At 71.7% G+C, this 18,740-nt stretch carries 13 protein-coding genes; 1 reads left to right on the top strand and 12 read right to left on the bottom strand.

Annotated elements, in window-relative coordinates; all coding sequences use genetic code 11:
* Positions 1-22: 22 nt before the first annotated feature.
* The 7 genes from H566_RS0102080 to waaC all read right to left on the bottom strand — a co-directional run bounded on the left by H566_RS0102080 (position 23) and on the right by waaC (position 11,785).
* Positions 23-3,724, bottom strand: coding sequence for a patatin-like protein (locus H566_RS0102080; protein ID WP_028310120.1), 3,702 nt, complete (start codon positions 3,722-3,724; stop codon positions 23-25).
* A 94-nt stretch (positions 3,725-3,818) separates the two neighbouring features.
* Complete coding sequence (locus H566_RS30325) at positions 3,819-5,747, bottom strand: ABC transporter ATP-binding protein (protein ID WP_084544659.1); 1,929 nt, start codon at positions 5,745-5,747, stop codon at positions 3,819-3,821.
* Positions 5,740-7,704: a PAS domain-containing protein gene (locus tag H566_RS27115; protein ID WP_051377874.1), complete on the bottom strand. Its 1,965-nt coding sequence runs from the start codon at positions 7,702-7,704 to the stop codon at positions 5,740-5,742. The genes H566_RS30325 and H566_RS27115 overlap by 8 nt, the downstream gene beginning before the upstream one ends.
* A 22-nt stretch (positions 7,705-7,726) precedes the next feature.
* Complete coding sequence (locus H566_RS0102065) at positions 7,727-8,596, bottom strand: segregation and condensation protein A (protein WP_028310118.1); 870 nt, start codon at positions 8,594-8,596, stop codon at positions 7,727-7,729.
* A gap of 4 nt (positions 8,597-8,600) precedes the next feature.
* Positions 8,601-8,789 (bottom strand): DUF3460 family protein, encoded by a 189-nt coding sequence (locus tag H566_RS28750; protein ID WP_028310117.1) that lies wholly within the window; start codon positions 8,787-8,789, stop codon positions 8,601-8,603.
* Positions 8,790-8,827: 38 nt separating this feature from the next.
* Positions 8,828-10,528, bottom strand: coding sequence for a SulP family inorganic anion transporter (locus H566_RS0102055; protein WP_028310116.1), 1,701 nt, complete (start codon positions 10,526-10,528; stop codon positions 8,828-8,830).
* Between the two features lie 180 nt (positions 10,529-10,708).
* Positions 10,709-11,785 (bottom strand): lipopolysaccharide heptosyltransferase I, encoded by a 1,077-nt coding sequence (waaC, locus tag H566_RS22400; RefSeq protein WP_051377872.1) that lies wholly within the window; start codon positions 11,783-11,785, stop codon positions 10,709-10,711.
* A gap of 250 nt (positions 11,786-12,035) precedes the next feature.
* Between waaC and H566_RS0102045 the strand changes: the two genes are divergently transcribed.
* Entirely contained in the window at positions 12,036-12,962 is a 927-nt protein-coding gene (locus H566_RS0102045; protein WP_245591263.1) for an aspartyl/asparaginyl beta-hydroxylase domain-containing protein, read from the top strand.
* 157 nt (positions 12,963-13,119) lie between these two features.
* On the opposite strand, the gene H566_RS0102040 is transcribed toward H566_RS0102045, so the two are convergent.
* The 5 genes from H566_RS0102040 to H566_RS0102020 all read right to left on the bottom strand — a co-directional run bounded on the left by H566_RS0102040 (position 13,120) and on the right by H566_RS0102020 (position 18,714).
* Entirely contained in the window at positions 13,120-14,745 is a 1,626-nt protein-coding gene (locus H566_RS0102040; RefSeq protein ID WP_028310114.1) for a glycosyltransferase family 39 protein, read from the bottom strand.
* Positions 14,742-15,626: a Kdo hydroxylase KdoO gene (gene kdoO, locus H566_RS0102035; RefSeq protein ID WP_028310113.1), complete on the bottom strand. Its 885-nt coding sequence runs from the start codon at positions 15,624-15,626 to the stop codon at positions 14,742-14,744. The genes H566_RS0102040 and kdoO overlap by 4 nt, the downstream gene beginning before the upstream one ends.
* Before the next feature lie 165 nt (positions 15,627-15,791).
* Complete coding sequence (locus H566_RS0102030) at positions 15,792-16,259, bottom strand: chemotaxis protein CheX (RefSeq protein WP_028310112.1); 468 nt, start codon at positions 16,257-16,259, stop codon at positions 15,792-15,794.
* A 5-nt stretch (positions 16,260-16,264) separates the two neighbouring features.
* Positions 16,265-16,630, bottom strand: coding sequence for a response regulator (locus tag H566_RS0102025; RefSeq protein ID WP_028310111.1), 366 nt, complete (start codon positions 16,628-16,630; stop codon positions 16,265-16,267).
* A 14-nt stretch (positions 16,631-16,644) separates the two neighbouring features.
* Positions 16,645-18,714, bottom strand: coding sequence for a type IV pili methyl-accepting chemotaxis transducer N-terminal domain-containing protein (locus H566_RS0102020; protein WP_051377870.1), 2,070 nt, complete (start codon positions 18,712-18,714; stop codon positions 16,645-16,647).
* Between the last annotated feature and the right edge of the window lie 26 nt (positions 18,715-18,740).

Below are 18,740 nucleotides of genomic sequence, written 5' to 3'. Positions count from 1 at the left end.
TGGTGGCGGCGGCGCCGGCCGGTCAGGCCTCGGGATCGGCGTGTCGGTGGCGACTCGCCAGCCAGTCGCGCAGGGCGAGGTAGAGCGTCAGCAGCAGCAGCAGCGCCGTCGGCAGCAGCACCGCGCGCCAGCGCGCGACTTCGGCTTCCTTGAGCGCGGTACGGGCGGCGAGCCTGACGGCCGCGTCGATGTCGGTGGGGTGGCTGTCCAGCACGCTCTTGCTGGTGCGCTCGACGATGTCGTCGGCCAATTCCGCCGGCGTGTGCGGCAGCGCGCGCAGGGCCTGGTGGAGCGGGCCGGTGTCGGTCGGCGCTCCGGCCGACCACCACATGGCGCCGAGCAGCACGGCGGCCGGGAGCAAGCCGAGCAGCAGCGCGCGCAGGCCGGCGACGAGCGCGCACAAGCCGGTGGCCAGCCACCGCAGGCACCTGGCCAGCGCGGCCCGACAGCGCGCGATCCTGGCCCGCCACCCCGGCGTGCCGGCCGGCGCGCCGGCCGCCGAGACCGCCACGCGGCGACAGCCTGTCCGCGCCATCAGCCAGCCGGCCACCAGCAACAGCCCGAGGGCCATCGGTGGCAACCCGCTCGCCACGCCGGCGATCAGCAGCGCCAGCAGCACCGTGACCGCCGTGAGCTGTCCGGGTCCGGTGGCCAGCCCTCCGCCGCGCAGCAGCAGCATCAGCGCGCCGACGGCGGTGAGCGACCACCCCAGCCCAAGCAGCGGTGACTTGAGGCCGTCGCCCAGCCCGGCGGTGATCACGAGGGTCACACCCAGCGCCAGGATCAGCAGCCGCAGCGCCGAGGCGGTGCTCGAACCGCGCGAGAGATCGCGGCTGGCCCAGTAGAACAGCGTGACCGGCAGCTTGAGCGTCTTGAGCAGCGCCGCCACCGGATCGACCCCGAGATGCGGACCGCTCGCCGCCGCATGCACGACGGCGACGGTCTTGCCGAGAGTGGCGGTCATGAGATCGCTGCCGAACTGGCTGCCGATGCCTTCGCGGCCGAGCGCGCAGGCCTGCACCAGCCGCACGAGCCGCGTGGCGTCGAGATGAGGATCCCAGGTCGCGAGCAGTACGCTGGCCGGCGGGCGCGGGTCGGCGCCCGCCGCGCGGTCGGCCCGCAGCGCCTGCACCACGTCGGGCATCTCAGCGCGCATCACGCGCAGCTGGAGCTGGCGGATGAGGGCGTCGGCACTGGTGCGCAGCTCGGCCGGCGGCAGCACCCGCGAATCATCGAGGAATCGCAGTTCGGCGTGAATCTGCGTGGTCAGCGCCGCGCGGCGCCGCTCCCGATCGGCTTCGACAAGCTCGGGCAGGGCGTCGGGTGCGAGCGTGCTGTCGCGGGTGGCGAGGTCGGCCAGCGCGGCGGCGACCTCCCTGGCGCGGCCGGGGTAGAGGCGGGCGAGGCGGCGCGGCACGAGCACGGCGCGCACCAGCCGGTCGATGGCGTCGAGCCGGCCGTGCATCCAGTCGTTGGCGCGCCAGGAGCGGCGGTAGAAGGCGCCGAAATGCGCGAGCTGCATGCCGGCGACCTTGGCCTCGGGCGAGAGCACGCCAGCGCCGGTGTTGCCCCAGGCATCGCGGTCGAAGCGCGCGCTGACCTGCACGAGTTCGACCGCGCCGGTGGCGTCGCTGTCCTGGCCGTCGCCGAAGACGGTGGACAGCACATGCAGCGCGATGAGGCGCCGCGTCGGACCGTCCCAGCCGTCCAGGTGCGCCGCCGCGCCGAAGGTGTAGGCATGGGCGCGCTGGAGTGTGGCGGCGATGCGGGCGTCCTCGGTGTCGGCTCCGGCGTCGAGCAGGCGCTTGCCGCGCAGGATGTCGAGCATCGACTTCATGACCCGGCCGAGGGCGGCGAGGCCACTGTCGAAGGTGGTGAGGAAGTCGGCGGCGGTGTCGGGTTTGTCCGGTCCGGCGGGTGTGTCGGGCTTGTCGAGGGCGGTCGCGAGTTCGCGGAGCTGCGCGACGAGCTGTTCCACGCAGTGGCCGGACACGTCGGCGGCGCTCGTGACCCGCGCGAGGCTGGCGGCGATCGCGGCGGCGCGGCTGGGGCCGTCCGGCGCGACCGCCTTCTTGAGCACGTCACGGCAGTGGCGCGTCGTCGTCCAGGCGCTGGAGCGCAGCTGCTGATCGAGCCGGGTGATGGCGTCGTGGGCGATGCTCAGGTCGGAGTTGTCGGCAGTGCCGAGCCGGCGTTCGTCGCAGAGGTGGATCGAGCGCAGGGTCTTGCGCATCAGCGAGCGCAGCCGGGCAAGCAGGCTGGTCCGGAGGTGGAGGTCGAGATCCCGCGGCAGACGGGGCGCGCGGAAGTCGGCGCCAGCGGGTGGACTGTCCGCGGAGGTGGTGTCGGAGGGCGGGCTGTCGGAAGGCAGGCCCACGGCATCGTCTTCATGCGCGGCGATCGGCGCGACCCTGCCGCGCCAGAGCTGCTCCAGCCAGTCGCGCGTCGATTGGGCGAGACCGGGTGTGGTCGGGTCGCCGACGAAGGCGTCGCTGGCGGCCAGCGCGGCGATGACGGCGCTGGCGCGCCGCGCGGCGCGGTCTTCGAGATAGGTCGGCCAGACCGTGCGGGCGAGACCGATGACGGTGCCCGCGTCGGCCTTCTCGACGAGGATGTCGATCTTCGAGCGGTAGTTGCGCACGGCGGCGTTGTGGTCGCGGATCTGGGCCAGCTGTTCGCTGATGACCTGGTTGCCCGGGATGCCGACCAGCGCGTCGAGCGCGACCGCGCCGATGCTGGGCTGGTCGCCGGGCGCTCGCTCGCGCACCGAGGCCGACGGATCGGGGATGACATAGAGGAAGACGCGCCGCACCGGCCGGTCGGCCGGCATCGTCATGATGGCCGCGAGCGCGGATTCGATCGGCTTGTTGTTGAGCACGCCGCCGTCGATGACGTAGCGCGGCTTCGACGTCATGTCGGGATCGGTGGCGCGCAGTCGCGCCTCGACGCTCGCGGGCTGGGCGAGGCGGTCGTCGGCACCGGTGAGGAAGGGCTCGAAGGCGGCCGGGAACGAGGCGGTGGCGCGGGCCGCGCGCGCGAGCCGCCGGGCGACGGCGCCGCTGTCGCCATCGAAGCTGGCCATCGGCACGACATCGTGGCGGTTGTCGATGCTGGCGCCGTGCACGAAGTGGAAGCGGCCGCGATGGTTGACGTCGAAGATGGTCGAGCCGAGGTCGTCGGCCTGGCGCACGAGTTCGCCGTCGAGCAACGTGGTGGTGAGCGTGAGCGACAGCGGCGCTTCGATGGCCGGCGCGGCCGCACGGCCGCCGATCAGATTCTCGAAGGCCGTCTTGATGCGCGGCAGGAAGTAGTCGTTGCCGTCGAGCAGCGAGGGTGGCGCGGGCGTGGCCGGGTCGCGCAGCAGGTCGGTGAGCGAGCCGCTGTCGAGCCAGACGTCGCGCAGCGTGTCGATGCCGCAGCGATAGACCGCGCCGATACCGAGCGCGGCGCCGTTGATGCCGCCGGCGCTGGTGCCGCTGATGACATCGACGCGAGCCTCGTAGCCGAGCAGGCACAGCAGATCTCGATAGACGTCGCAGGCCGGCTCGTCATGCTGCGGATTGGAGCGGGTGAGTCGGTTGATCTCGGTGGCGACGCCGCCGATCCAGATGCACAGGCTCACGCCGCCGTTCATGGCGACCGCGAAGCGCAGTTCCTCGACGAGGCCGGGCGGGGCGGTGAGAGGGACGCTGGCGCCGACGGGCGCGGTAGTGGCGATGGTCATGGCGGCTTCCTCCCGGGCGGGATGCGGTGCGCCGGAGTGTGGACAGCGCCGCCGTCAGGCGCCATCAGGGCGAAATGTCCTGCCCCGGCGTCCTTCAGGACTCGCCGGTCTCGTCGCCCAGAAACCCGCCCGCCTGCCGGCTCCACAACCGCCAGTAGGCCCCGCGCCGCGCCAGCAGCGCCTCGTGCGGGCCGTCCTCCACCACGCGGCCGTGCTCGAACACGACGATGCGGTCGAGATGGGCGATGGTCGACAGTCGGTGCGCCACCACGATCACCGTCTTGCCGCGCATGACCGTGTCGAGCGTGCGCTGGATCGCCTGCTCGGTGAGCGAATCGAGCGCCGAAGTGGCCTCGTCGAGGATGAGCACCGGCGCGTTCTTGAGCACCACGCGCGCGATCGCGATGCGCTGGCGCTGGCCGCCCGACAGCTTCACGCCGCGCTCGCCCACCATCGAGTCGTAGCCTTCCTTCATCGCGGCGATGAAGTCGTGCGCCTGGGCCTGGCGCGCGGCGGCCTCGACCTCGGCATCGCTCGCGTCGAGCCGGCCGTAGCGGATGTTGTCGCGCAGACTGCGGTGGAACAGGCTCGGGTCCTGCGGGATGAGACCGATCTGCGCATGCAGCGAGTCCTGCGTGAAGTCGCGCAGGTCGTGGCCGTCGATGAGGATGGCGCCCGACTGCGGGTCGTAGAGCCGCAGCACGAGGTTGACGAGCGTCGACTTGCCCGAGCCCGAGGCGCCCACCAGCCCGACGCGCTCGCCCGGCGCGATGCGCAGCGACAGGCGGTCGAACACGAGCGGCGCGCCGTCATCGCCACCGCGCGCGGCCGTCTTGCCCGCGTTCGCGTCGGTGCCGGCGCCGCGCGACTTCGTGGTCGGCGCGCCGTCGCCGGCCCTGTGACCGTAGCCGAACACCACCTCGCGCAGCTCGATCGCGCCGCGCTCGACCACGACGTGGCGCGCGCCCGGCGCATCGACGATCTCGTGCGGCCGGGCGATCGTGTTCACGCCGTTGGCCACGTTGCCCGAGTACTCGAACAGCTCAAGGAAGCGCCGGCTCAGGTTGCGCGCCTCGGTGATGATGAGCAGCGCCAGCCCCGTGACCGTAACGAACTCGGCCACGCCGATCGCGCCCTCGCGCCACAGCCGGATCGCGTACCAGAGCATGCCGATCTTGAGCGCTGCCGCCGCGAGGAACTGGAACCAGCGCACGCCCTCGGCATAGCGGTTGGCGGTGCCGATCGCCTTCAGTTCGCGCCGATACTGGTCGCGCAACAGCATGCGTTCGTGCCCGAAGCGCGCGAACAGCCGGCTGCTCGTGAGGTTGCCGACGGCATCGACGATGCGGCCGTTGGTCTCGCTGCGCGCCGCCGCCGCCGCGATCGAGTACGGCTGGCAGCGCCGCGCGAGCCAGAACGACGCCAGCACGAAGCCCGCGATCCACAGCGACACGAACAGCGCCAGCCCCGCGTTCGCGCGGTGCAGCAGCACGATCGACACGCCGAACACCACCGACACCGGCCAGAAGTCGAACAGCATCAGCCCGAGCGTCTGGTTCACGCCGAGCGAGGTCTCGCCGATGCGGTGGGCGAGCGCGCCCGCGAAGTTGTCGCCGAGATAGCGGTGCGAATGGCCTTGCAGCCAGGCCGACATCGCCTGCGCGATGGCCTGGCGCTGGCGCGGGAACATCCAGAGGAAGAGCGTCCCGCTCGCGCGGCTGGCGACGACCTCGCCGAGGCTGAGCGCGACGAACCACGCGAACGGCCCGTCGATGCGCGCGAAGGCGTCGGCGGCCGAGCCGGCGCCGGTGACGGTGCGCACCACCTCGCCCAGCGCCCAGGGCAGCAGGATGCCGCAGCCGGCCTGGGTGGTTTCGAGCAGCAGCAGCGCGAGATAGCTCCAGGGGCGCACCCGCACCGCCGCCCAGAGGAAGGCGAGTGGCGTGGCGGGCAGTGGTGTGACCGGCGTGCCGTCGGCGCGGGCGAGGCCGGTGGCGCGATCGGGCGCGCGGTCGTCAGGCATCGGCGGGATCGGTGCCGTCGGTGCGGCGCGGCAGGTCGAGCGGCGGGATCAGCTCGGACGGGGCGGCGCACGGGTCGGCGGCGTCGGCCGGCGCGTCGGGCTCGCCGGGCGGGCTGGCGTGGCCATCGAGTCCGGCGGCGAGGTTGATCAGGCCGACATTCCTGCCGGCAAGCAGGTTCAGGTCGAGCGTCGCGTTCGGGTCGATCGCGTCGAGCTGGTTGGCCGAGGGCGCGTGTGCCGCCACCTCGGCGCGCGGCACGGTGGCGCTCACCTGGGTGCCGCGTCCGCCCGGGCCGGGGCCGATCTCGAAGCGCCCGCCGAAGAACTCGACGCGCTGGCGCATGCCCGCGATGCCGTGACTGCCGGGCCGGCCGCGCCAGCCTGGCGGCAGGCCGGTGCCGTCGTCGGCCACGGTCAGGCGCACGCCGCCCGCCACCTCGTGCAGGTTGACGCTCACCTGCGTGGCGCGGGCGTACTTCGCCGAGTTGTTGAGCGCCTCCTGCACGATGCGGTAGAGCGCGATCGCGCGGTGCTCGTCGAGCACGGGCAGCTCGGGCTCGACATCGAGTCGCCATTGCAGGCCGCTCGTGCCCGCGAACTGCTCGACATGCATCTGCAAGGCCTTTTCGAGACCGAAGGTGTCGATGAGGCTCGGGCGCAGGCCCTCGACGATGCGGCGCTTGATGTCGGTGGTCTCGGCCAGCGTGGCGAGGGCGCGGTCGAGCCGGGGCAGCAGCGCGGGCGCGGTCTCGCGCAGGCCGCGCTGGATCGCGGCCAGGTCCATGCGCAGCACCGTGAGGTAGGCGCCGAGTTCGTCGTGCAGCTCTGAGGCGAGGCGGGATTTCTCGTTCTCGCTCACGTGCAGCAGGTGGCGCGAGAGGTTCTGCAGCTCGGCGGTGCGGGCCTCGACCTGGGTCTGGAGGTTGTCGTTGCGCGCGCGCAGGCCGTGCTCGGAGGCGCGCAGCTTGAGTTCGGTGTGCTTGTTGAGCGTGACGTCGAAGGCGGCGCCGCTCATCGCGACGGCCACGCCGTCCTCGTTGCGCACCGGCGCGCCGCGCGAATTGATCCAGCGGATGCTGCCGTCGGGCCAGATGACGCGGAAGGTCTCGTGATAGGGCGCCTCGCCGCGCAGCGCCGCCTGCACCCCCTCGTCGACGTTGTCGCGGTCCTGCGGATGGATCACGCCAAGGAAGCGGGCGTAGGTGACGGACTGGTCGTCGGCGAAGCCGAAGATGCGCTTGCACAGCACCGTCCAGTCGATGACCTCGGAGGTGAGATCCCAGTACCAGAGGCCGACGCTGCCGGCGACGGTCGCGTGTTCGAGCTGGTGCTGCGAGCGTCGCAGCGCGAGCTTGGTACGGCGTTGCAGCTCGACCTGGCGACGCAGCATCACTTCGGTGGCGACCGCGCCGGCGAGGTCGAGCAGGTTGCCGAGCTGGTCGGCGCTCCAGTCGCGCGGTACGCGATCGCAGACCGACAGCGCGCCGAGCACCGGGCCGTCCTCGCTCAGGCGCAGCGGCACGCCGCAATAGCTCACGAGGCCGAGCGCGCGGACCGGCAGGCTGCCGGCGAAATGCGGATCGAGCCGCGCGTCGGTGAGCAGCAGCGGCGCGCCGGTGGCGACCACGCGCTCGCAGAAGCCGCCGACCAGCGGCAGCTCGCGCGAATCGGGCAGGCCGCCGTCCATGCCGAAGGCGCTCTTGATGAACTGCCGGTGGTCGTCGATGAAGTTGATGAAGGCGATCGGCGCGGCGTTCATGCGCGCGGCCACGCGGGTGAGCCGGTCGAAGCTGGCGTCGGGCGTGGGGTCGAGCAGGCCCGCTTCGCGCAGGACGTCGAGGCGGGTGGAGCCGGCGCCGCCGTCGATCGGGGTCGGCGTCGCGGCCTCGCGTCCGGTGGCGGTCGCGCGGGACGGGGCGGCGCCCGTGGCATCGGGGCGGGAGTCGCGCTTGCTCATGGCGGTCTCGTCCCCGTCTGCGTCAGCTGGGGCGGTAGCCGAGGCGCACGTAGATCGGCGCGTAGGCCTCGGCCTGGGTGATTTCGAGCAGCGATTCGCGCGCCAGCTCGAGCATCGCGACGAAGTGCACGACGACGATGGCCGGCCCGCGCCCGAGCAGGCGCTCGTCGCCGAGGAACAGCTCGGTGAACTCGACGAAGCGGCTGTCCTGCAGGCGCCGCAGGATGCGGCTCATGTGATCGCGCACCGACAGCTCCTCGCGCGTGATGCGGTGGTGCTGCACGAGCTTCGCCCGCTTGAGGATGTCGGCGAAGGCCTGGCGCAGGTCGTCGGGATTGACGTCGGGCAGGCGCACCGACGTGGTGTTGTCGATGAGGGCCTCGGCGCGCCAGAAGTCGCGGCCGAGCTGGGGCAGGTCGTCGAGCTGGCGGGCGGCGAGCTTCATCTGCTCGTATTCGAGCAGGCGGCGCACGAGTTCGGCGCGCGGGTCCTCGGCTTCGTTGCCGTCGTCGGCCTTCTTGACCGGCAGCAGCATGCGCGACTTGATCTCGATGAGCATCGCGGCCATGAGCAGGTATTCGGCGGCGAGCTCCAGGTTGCGCTCGCGGATCTGCTCGATGTAGCCGAGGTACTGCTTGGTGACATCCGCCATCGGGATGTCGAGCACGTTGAAGTTCTGCTTGCGGATGAGATAGAGCAGCAGGTCGAGCGGCCCCTCGAAGGCCTCCAGGAACACTTCAAGCGCGTCGGGCGGGATGTAGACATCCTGCGGCAGCTTGAACAGCGGCTCGCCGTAGAGCTTGGCGTAGGCGAGGCCGTCCACCGTGTCGGGCAGGCCGTCGGCCGCCTGCGTGTCGTGCAGGGCGGCCTCGTCGAGGGGCGTGGCGCTCACGCGCTCAGGGCTCGGAGCCGTAGACGTAGGGCTTCTGCGCCACGCGGGCCTTCTTGAAGGCTTCCTGCTCGTCGGGATCGAGGTTTCTTTCCCAGAGGAGGGCGCGGCCGTCGCGCTGGGCCTGATCGAGATAGGGCTTGGCCTGCTTGAGCTGCTTGAGGAACTGGGTGATGTCGGACGTGTAGGTTTCCATGGCGGTTCCCGGCGGTATCGATCTTGAAGCGCGCGATTCTAGCCTTGCGTCGCTGACGCGGAACCGTCGGCGCCGGCGAGTTTCCAGGCCAGCGCCAGCGCCGCCGCGCGATCGGGCTGGAGATGGTCGGCGCCGAGTTCGGCGAGCAGCCCGCTGCGCTCGATGAGCGAGCGCGGCTGGGGGTTGGCGCCGAACAGCACGAGGTCGCCGCCCGCGCGGCGCTGGTTGTCGAGCCATTCGCGCAGCGCCTCGGCGCCGGTGGTGTCGAGGTTGATGAGCCGCGTCAGATCGACGATGACCACGCGCGCCGACGCCGCGTTGCTCAGCGCCTCGACCTTGCCCACCGAGCCGAAGAACAGCGAGCCGTACAGCCGGCAGGCGGCGACGCGGCCATAGGCCGATTCGTCCGGCGTCAGCTCGACCGGCGCGGCTTCCGTCAGCGAGGCTACGCGCGTGATGAAGAAGGCCGCCGACAGCACGAGGCCCACTTCCACCGCCACCGACAGGTCGAGCACCACGGTGAGCAGGAAGGTGCTCACGAGAATGATCCGGTAGTTGTTGCTGAACGCCCTGGCCTTCACGAACTCGCGCCACTCGCCCATGTTCCAGGCCACGAACAGCAGGATCGCGGCCAGGCCGGCGAGCGGCACGTGCGCGGCGAGCGGCGCCGCCACGAGCACGATCACGAGCAGGAACAGCGCATGCGCGATGCCCGCCACCGGCGAGGTCGCGCCGGCGCGCACGTTGGTGAGCGTGCGCGCGATCGTGCCCGTGGCCGGGATGCCGCCGAACAGCGGCGTCACGAAGTTGGCGACGCCCTGGGCCATCAGCTCCTGGTTCGGGTCGTGATGCTCGCCGAGCAGGCCGTCGGCCACGCGCGCGCACAGCAGCGACTCGATCGCGCACAGCAGCGCGATCGTGACGATCGGCCCGAACAGCTGGCGCACCGTCGCCCAGTGGAACTCGGGCAGATCGGGCGCCGGCAGCGCCTGCGGAATGCCGCCGAAGCGCGAGCCGATCGTGCTGACCGGGATATCGAGCAGCCACACGGCCGTGGTGGTGGCGACCAGCACCGCGAGCGGAGCCGGCAGCATCGCCGCGAAGCGCCGCCAGCGCGGCACCAGCGCCGTCGCCGACGGCGGCTTGGGCCAGGTGAACATGATCGCGAGGCCGCCCGAGGCCACCGCCAGCGCCCAGGGGTTGAAGCTGGCGCGCGCGGCCCAGAGCGCATGCAACTGCTCGAAGAACTCGCCCGGCATCTTCGGGATCGCCAGCCCGAGCAGGTCCTTGAACTGCGACAGCGCGATCAGCACCGCGATGCCGTTGGTGAAGCCGATCACCACCGACACCGGGATGAAGCGGATCAGGTTGCCGAGCCGCAGCGCCCCCATGGCGAACAGCAGCAGCCCGGCCAGCATCGTGGCGATCAGCAGGTTGGCCAGACCGTGCTGCTGGATGATCCCGAACACCACGACGATGAAGGCGCCCGCCGGTCCGCCGATCTGCACCCGCGAGCCGCCGAGCGCGCTGATGCACAGGCCCGCGATGATGGCGGTGAACAGCCCGGCGTCGGGCGTCACGCCGCTGGCGATGCCGAAGGCCATCGCCAGCGGCAGCGCCACCACCGCCACCGTCGCGCCCGAGGCGCAATCGCGGCCGAAGCGCGCGAGGCTGTAGCCGGCGAGGTTGTCGATCAGGCGCGGGCGAAAGCGCCAGGACGCGGCGGAGGGGCTGGACATGACGGGACCGGAGCGGAAGGGAAGCGACCGAGTCTAGGCAGCACGCCCGGGGATTGCCATGCGCAGTCGCAGGGAGTGCGCAACAGCGGGGCAGCCGCGGAGCGGGGAGGTGCGGGCGCCGCCAGGCGCGTGGGCGGGGCCTGATGAGCAGCGCCCGGCCCGATCGTGCGGTCGGCCGGCTCAGGCCCGCTGGAGCGCCGGCGCGGCCGCGCTGTCCGCCGTCGCCGTCGTTGGCCTGAGCGCGCGTGCGAGCGCGGCGTCGAGTTCGGCCTCGGTCGGCCAGCAGCCACCGCCGCCGAGCGCGCTGCTGCGCACCGGATCGGCCGGCGCGAACACCGGCACCGGTCCGTCGCGGAACAGCATGATCGTGGCGACGCGGCAGGCCGAGGCGATGTGGCCGAGGCCGGTGTCGGTCGACACGCACAGCCGGGCCGTGCCGAGCCAGCCGATCCACGCCGGGATGTCGAGCCGGGGCGCGAGGCGCGCGGACGGGCCGATCGCGGCGCAGATCGCGGCCGATTCGGCACGCTCGGTGTCATTGCCCCAGGGCAGGACGGGCGTGACGCCGCGCGCGACCAGCGCCTGGCCCAGTCGCACCCACAGCTCGTCGGCGCAGCGCTTGTGCGGCCGCGAGGCATGCGGCTGCAGCAGCGCCCAGTCGGGCGGTGGCGGCTCGATGCCGGCCGGCAGCGCGACGCAGTGCAGCGCATAGTCGGGCGGGCAGTGCGGATCGCTGTCGAGCGCGGCGGCCATCAGCGCGCGCAGCCGCGCGGCGCCATGCAGATGCGGCACCGGCGGGCAGCGGCGGCGGAAGTGGCGCGCGCTGCCCGCCTCGCCGCAATCGCCCGGGTCGTGGGTGATGCTGTCGGCGGCGCGCGCGAGCCGACTGACGATCAGGCTCTTCCACATGCCCTGGCCGTCGACGACAAGGTCGTATTCGGATTCGCGCAGGCTGCGCACGAGGGCGGCGAGTTCGCGCCAGTGCGCGCCGCGCAGCGGTGCCTTGCGCCAGCGCCGCAGCGGCACGGTGAACACCCGCCTCACCTCGGGATGCAGGCGCGGGATGGCGGCGAAGCGCTCGTCCACGACCCAGTCCACCTCCAGACCGGGCCAGCGCCGCAACGCGTCGGTCACGGCGGCGAGCATGAAGATCTGGTCACCGAGGGCCGACAGCTTCACCACCAGCAGGCGGCGCGGCGGACGAGCGAGGCGGGGGGCGGACAGGCCGGGCAGAGCGGGAGCGGCGGGCAGGTTCACTCGGGCAAGGTCTGATGCGGAAACGGTCGGCGCGTCTGGCGCCAGCCTTTGGCCGAAGGTCGGATGAAATCGCCCGGAAAGATAACCGCAAGCTGCTGCCGAAGTGTGTTTGAGGTGACTGGGTCGATGGGCGGAGCCCGGTTGCTAGACTCCGACCCTCTTCAATCCGTCCGGCCATGCAAAGCCGGGCGTCAATCGCCCGCAACCGGTCCTGCCGGTCTCGTGCGCGGGCCCAGCAGGGAGGGGCGACGTGCCCGAGATTCTTTCCGGCCTGTTCCAGGTCAAGTGGCTGGTCGTGGCGATCTTCATCGCCTCGACCACGTACGTGCATTTCAGGGGGCGGGTGCGGCACCGGTTCTTCCGCCAGCTCACCGACCATTCGACCTTCACCGCGCCGATCAACACGGTGATGTACCTGTGCTCGAAGGTGCCGGCGACGCCCTTCCTGCGCGAAGCCGATTTCCCGCGGCTCAAGCCCGTGACCGATGCCTGGGAAATGATCCGCGACGAGGCGGTGGCGGCCTACCGCGAGGGCGTGATCAAGGCGGCCAACGGCTTTACCGACGCGGGCTTCAACTCGTTCTTCCGCACCGGCTGGACGCGCTTCTACCTCAAGTGGTACGGCAAGCCGCTGGATTCGGCGCGCTCGGTGTGCCCGAGGACGCTGGCGCTGCTGGAGAGCATTCCGGGCATCGAGGCGGCGATGTTCACGGTGCTGCCGCCGGGCGCGCGCCTGCCCAATCACCGCGACCCGTATGCCGGCTCGATCCGCTACCACCTCGGGCTGGTCACGCCCAATTCGCCCGAGTGCTACATCGAGGTGGACGGCGAGAAGCGCCACTGGCGCGACGGCGAGGCGCTGTTCTTCGACGAGACCTACATCCACACGGCCGTCAACAACACCGAGGTGGCGCGGATCATTCTCTTCCTCGACATCGACCGGCCGCTCAACAACCCGCTGGCGCGAGCCTTCAACCATCTGGTGCGGGTGACGCTGCTGCGCGCCTCGGCCACCGAGAACGTGCCGGGCGAACGCATTGGCCTCATCAACCGGCTGTTCTCGCAGGTCTACAAGATCCGCGTGGTCGGCAAGAACCTCAAGAAGCGCAGCAAGCCCGCCTACTACCTCGCCAAGTGGGTGCTGATCGGCGGGTTGCTGTACCTCGTGCTGCGCTGAGTCCCGCGCGCCGCCGACGGCGGGCGAGCGGCCTGGAGCATCTTCCGGCGCGGACCGGGCGGCCGCTCATGACCGATGCGGTCGCGGCCGGGCGGGCGTGACTCCGGCGGACGTTGCGGCGACCGCCGGCGCCGGCAGGCCGCCGCCCGGACTGTGCTCACTCGGTCAGCCGGCAGACCCGACCCGGTTCCGGCTCGACAACGGCCCAGCGCACGCGCACTGGCCGGGCCTTGCGGCCGCCCCAGGGCGCGGTGAACTCGCCGTGCTCGCCGCCGCGCTCGAACAGCGCGACCACGCGCGGATCGGGCAGGTCGCCGCCTTCGCCGGTGCGGCTGTCGTCGATGACGACCAGCGCGCCGCAGCCGGCCACGTCGGCATCGCCCGTCCAGGGCGCCTTGAGCGGATCGGCGTCGATGAACACCGCCGGCACCGGCTTGCGGTGGATGGCGATGTTGCCGGCCAGCCAGGTGTCGCCCACGACCACCCGCAGCGGCCCGCGCCGCGCCGGATTCCAGGCTTCCACCGCCGCGCGCGACACCGTCTCGCCCGGGAAGTTGCTGCGGCCGCGATGGCCCGCGAGCGAGGGCAGCAGCGTGTTGCCGAGCAGATAGCCGACCGCCAGCGCGACCTGGATCGCCGCCACCACCTTCAGCACGCGTCCGAGGTCGAGCGCCTTCGCGCCACCGCGCGGCCAGGCCAGCACCGCCAGCCAGCCCGCGAGCAGGAAGTACATGCTGGCCCATGGGCTGTCGATGAACATGCCGCCGAACAGCGCCAGCGCCAGCGTGATGATCAGCGGCCCGAGGCCGACCGCGAGCACGAAGCGCCGGTCGCTCGGGCAGAGCAGGGCGGCGCGGTCGGCGGCGAGGTCGTCGCCCCTGACCGCCGCGTGGCCCTCCGCCGTGGCACTGCGCCGACCGAGCCAGTGCACCAGCCCGAGCCCGAGCGCCACCGGCAGCAGCCGCACGATCTGCGTCGAGACGAAACCCCAGAGGTTCACGAAGCGGTTCATCCGGTGCATGTCGCCGACCGAATGCTCGACATAGCGCAGCGTCGGGAAGTCATGGGCGATGCCCCAGGCGAGATGGGGCGCCAGCACCACGAGCATGACCGCCGTCGCCAGCGCGATGCCGCGCCACAGCCGCGCCTCGCCCAGGCGGCGCTCCCACGCCACCAGCGCGGCGAAGCTCGCGAAGAACAGCGTCGCGCTGTACTTGGTCAGCAGCGCGATGCCGCAGGCCGCGCCCAGCGCGATCCAGTCGCGCCTGCGGCCGAGCCGCAGCGCGCGGTGGAAGAACAGGAAGGCCGCCGCCAAGGACGGCAGCTGGGCCACGTTGTGGTTGAAGTAGAGCCCGCGCAGGTTGTGGTACGCCGCGAGCGACGCCAGCAGCACCGTGGCCAGCGACAGCGCCGGCGCCACCGGCCGGCCCGCGCCGTCGCGCAGCTCGCAGCCAAGCTTCCAGACGAAGGCCAGCGCGATCGCCACGCAGCCCGCGCCGGCGAAGAAGGTCAGCCCCGGCGACGGTCCGAACAGCGTCACCAGCCCGTGCATGACCCAGGACGGCAGCGGCGGATGCTTGTAGTAGCCCAGCTCCAGCGTGCGCGACCAGACCAGCTCCTCGATGTTGTCCCAGGGCGAGTTCAGGCCGATCGCCGCCGGCAGCACGGCCCAGAGCAGCAGATGCGCGCCGAGGCAGAGCGCGAGCAGCCGGGCGATGCCATGCCGGTCGGGCGTGGCTGCGAGGAGGGGCGAGGCGAGGTCGGGGGCGGGCTGGCTGCTCATGCGGCGACGAGCGGCCGGGCCAGCAGGCGTTCCAGCACGCGTAGCGGCGAGGTCTCGGGCTGGAGCTGGTCGGCGGCGTCGAGATAGAAGGTCTGTTCCATCATGAACTGGCCGCCCATGACGGCATGCAGCACCTGGTCGCTGAACACGATCCAGGTCGTGCCCGGCGAGAACTCGACCGTCGCCTGCTCGCAGTCACGCTGCCAGCCCAGATCGGCCTTGCCCTCGTCATGCAGGCCGAGCATGTAGTGGTCATAGGGCGTGCGCAGCGACTTGGTCACGTGCAGCGCGCGCAGCACCGCCGCCGAACCCGGAAAGGGTGCCTTGATGCGCGGCAGGAAGTGCTTCGCGAAGGGCTCGAACTCCTGGCCGACGCGCCAGACGCGCGGCTTGCCCACCGGATTGAGGTTGTGGAACACGCGCAGCAGCCGCGTGCCGTGGGTGGGGTTGGACGGGAAGGCGTCGACATGCAGCCGGGTGTCGTCCTTGCGCCAGCTGGTTTCGCGGCCCTCGACGGCCACCGGCCGGTAGGAGGTGTTGCCCAGGCGCAGCTTGCCGACGTAATGCGGGAACAGCCGCTCGGCGAGCGCGGTGGCCTGGTCGCGATAGCGCGCGACCATCGCATGCAGCTCGGTCTGTTCCTCGGGCGTGCCGCTCGCGCCGCGCAGTTCGCCGTTGGTGCGCAGGCTGATGTTCTTGGCCTTGCCGTCGCCCCAGCGCGGGTCGAGAAAGCGGCGTTCGGCGTCGCGCAGCGCGAAGCGCAGGTCGGGAAGGCAGAGCACCGCGCCGGCTTCGAGCTGGCGTTCGACGGCATGCGTCGGCGCGCCGGCGCCGGCAACCCAGGCGGTGTCGGGCAGGGTGATGAGCGGGGTAACTGGCATGGCGGTCCGGTGCGTCTGGCGGAAAAGGCCGCAAGCCTAGCAAGCCGGGATTGGCGCCGCCTTGCGGCGGATCGGTGCGGACGGTGATCGGCGCGTGGCCGGCTGGCGACGGGCGCGCGGTTGCCCGGACCGGGCATCACGCCGCCGGGCCGGCCCGCGCCCGGTTCAATTGCGCCGGCCCAGGTTCACCACCAGCACGGCCTCGTGGCGCTGCCACTGGATCGCGATCACGTAGGGATGGCTGCAGGCGCGCTGCTGCAAGGCCGGCGCCGGTCCGCGCAGCGTGGTCGGCACCGAGATCACGAGCCGCTCGCCGAAGTACTCGCGCGCATTGCCGGCCAGGGTGTTGGCGATCTCGCCCACGGCGTCGAGCAGGTTGCTCTCGTCGCGGATGGGTTCGCGCATCGCCACCAGCAGATGCTCGATCGTCGCCCGGCCGGTCGAGAAATAGACGTTGCCGCTGAAATCGCCGCTCACCTCGATGAGGCCGGTGTACTCGTGGCTGGGCAGCGGCTCGTCGGCGGTGGACAGCCAGGCCGAGCGCAGCATCGGCGCGGTCGCGGTGATCTGGTGGAAGTAGCGCTCCACCGCCGCGACGAACACGCCGATGTCCTTCTCGTTCAGGTCGATCATGGTCGTCAGCTCACCAGTTCGGTGAGGGCCGCGCCCAACTGGGCTTCGGTGAAGGGCTTGTACAGAAAGCCCTGGGCGCCGCGCTTGAGCGCCTGGAGCGCGGTGGCCTTATCGGCCAGCGCCGACACCACCAGCACTTTCACCTCGGGCAGCAGGGCCACCAGCTGCCCGACGCATTCGATGCCGTCCATCTCGGGCATCGTCAGGTCGAGCGTGACCACGTCGGGCCTGTGCAGGCCGGCCAGCCGCAGCGCCTCGACGCCGTTGCGCGCCATGCCCACCACGGTGAATTCGTTCGCGCGCCAGTCGGCGGCGATCCGCGCGATGCGGGTGCGGATGATGTTGGAGTCGTCGACGATCAGCAGTCGCATGCCATGCCTTGGGATCAGTTCGCCAGTCGGACCGTGAACTGGGTGAATTCGTTCTCGCGCGTCGAGCAGCGCAGGCCCGCGCCGAGGCGGGCGAGCCGGTCGCGCACGAGGTCCATGCCGATGCCGTGGCCGGCGTGTCCGTCGGCCCGGTCGGCGGCGGTGCTGACGCCGGCCTCGAACACCTTCATGAGCACCTCGCGGTCGTCGAGCGCGGCGAGTTCGGCCTCGCCGTAGCGGCCGCTCGCGAGCAGCGCCGCGCGCACCGCCGCCGGCGACATGCCGCGGCCGTCGTCGCGCACCACGAGTTCGTAGCAGTCGGGCAGGGCACGCGCCTTCACCTCGATGAGCCCGGTGGCCGGCTTGGCGCGGGCGCGGCGCTCGTCGGGCGTCTCGATGCCGTGGCTGACCGCGTTGCGCACGAGCTGGACGGTGATGTCGCGCAGCTCGCCACGCAGCGGCGCCGGCAGCGGCGCGAGGCTGTCGAGGTCGATCGCCAGGTTGAGCCACTTGTTCTGGTCGTCGGCCACGTTGCGCGCGACGCGTTCGAGCTGGCTCGCCACGTCGAGCGGCGTGACCGGCGCGACGGTCTCGGCCGGCGCCGCGTCGCGCGGATGCATCTGCTGGATGCGCGCGGTCATCTCGCGCACGAGGGCGATGCGTTCGAGAAAGGCGCTCAGCCGCACCGGAATGCTCAGCAGGGCGTCGGCGTCGAGCCGGGGCGCGTCGCGCAGCGGCAGCAGCAGCCGCTCGAATTCGTGCGCCATGGTCTCGAACATGTCGAGTCCGAGCGCGGCCGCCTCGCCCTTGATGCCGTGCAGCACGCGGCAGAAGCCCTGGATCAGGCGGCGCGGATCGTCCTCGCCGACGCGTTCGCGCAGGTCGTCGTTGATCTGCTCCAGTCTGGCCTGGGTGTCGTCCAGATAGCCGGCGAGCGCGCGGGGCTCGGCGCGCAGCAGGTTGAGCAGCACGCCCACCTCGCTCGCGGCGCGTTTGCGGGCCTCGTCCAGTTCCTGCGCCAGCTCGACCTGCCCGGTCACGTCGGCCACCGTCACCAGCAGGTGCGAGACCTTGCCCGCGACCATCGCGCGCCTGAACTCGAAGTCGAGATAGCGCCGCGCGCCGCCCTGGCCTTCGAGCGTGACCGGCACCTCGCTGAGCGGATTGAGGCTGCGCACCAGCGTCTCCTTCACGCGGTCGCCGAACAGCAGGGCGAGGTATTCGCGCGCCGCCTCGTGCGTGGCCGGCGCCACCATCGTCGCCAGCAGATCGAGGAAGTTGTCGCCGCTCCTCACCTCGCATCCGAGGATGCCGCCGAGCGAGGCCGAGAACTGCGTGCCGACGCGATGGTCGGGCGCGAGCAGCAGCAGGCCTTCCGACACCGTGTCTAGGATCTCGCGGTTCTCCTGCTGGGCCTGCTCGATGCGCGCGTCGTTGTCGCGCAGCCGGCGCAGGAACTTGAACAGGATGAAGCCGAAGTTGAGCAGCGCCAGCAGCATGCCGCCGGCCTGCACGCGGCGCAGCCATTCGGCGCGGTCGGCGGCGCCGGCTTCGAGCGCGCCGGTCAGGTCGTTCATCGCGTCGAGCAGCCCGAGGTTGAGGTCGCGCGTGGCGAGCACGGCGGCGTCGAGGTCCGCGTCGGTGAAGGACTCGGCCACGAGCGGTGCCGTCGCCTTCTGGTAGCGGGTCCACAGACTGGTGGCGGCGGCCAGCACCTCGCGCCCGCGTTCGGATTCGACCGCGCGCAGCGTGACCGGCTGACCGGTGCCGCCGGCCGTCTCGCCGCCGCTGGCGAAGGCCTTGAGCGTGCGGTCGAACAGCGCCCGCGTGCGGGTCAGCTCGACCCGGGCCGCCTCGGCGGGTGCGCCCTCGGCGCGCAGCGACTGGAGGTCGAGCACCGCCTTGGTCATGCGCTGCGACAGCATCCGCTGGCGCCCGGCCAGGTTGATCGCGACCGCGTCCTCGTTGATCTGGAACGACGTGTAGAAATTGAGGATCAGGACGCCGAGGTCGAACAGCAGGAAGAAGGCAACCGCGATGACGATTTCGCGGTACTTGCCGAAAAGTGAAGCTTTGCGCGCTGGCACGGGAACTCCGCGTGATTGGCAGGGAA

Origin of the sequence: Derxia gummosa DSM 723, assembly GCF_000482785.1 — a bacterium.
Taxonomy (GTDB): Bacteria; Pseudomonadota; Gammaproteobacteria; order Burkholderiales; family Burkholderiaceae_E; genus Derxia; species Derxia gummosa.
The sequence above is the reverse complement of the archived record's forward strand: the minus strand, read 5'-3'. Positions and strand labels throughout refer to the sequence as shown.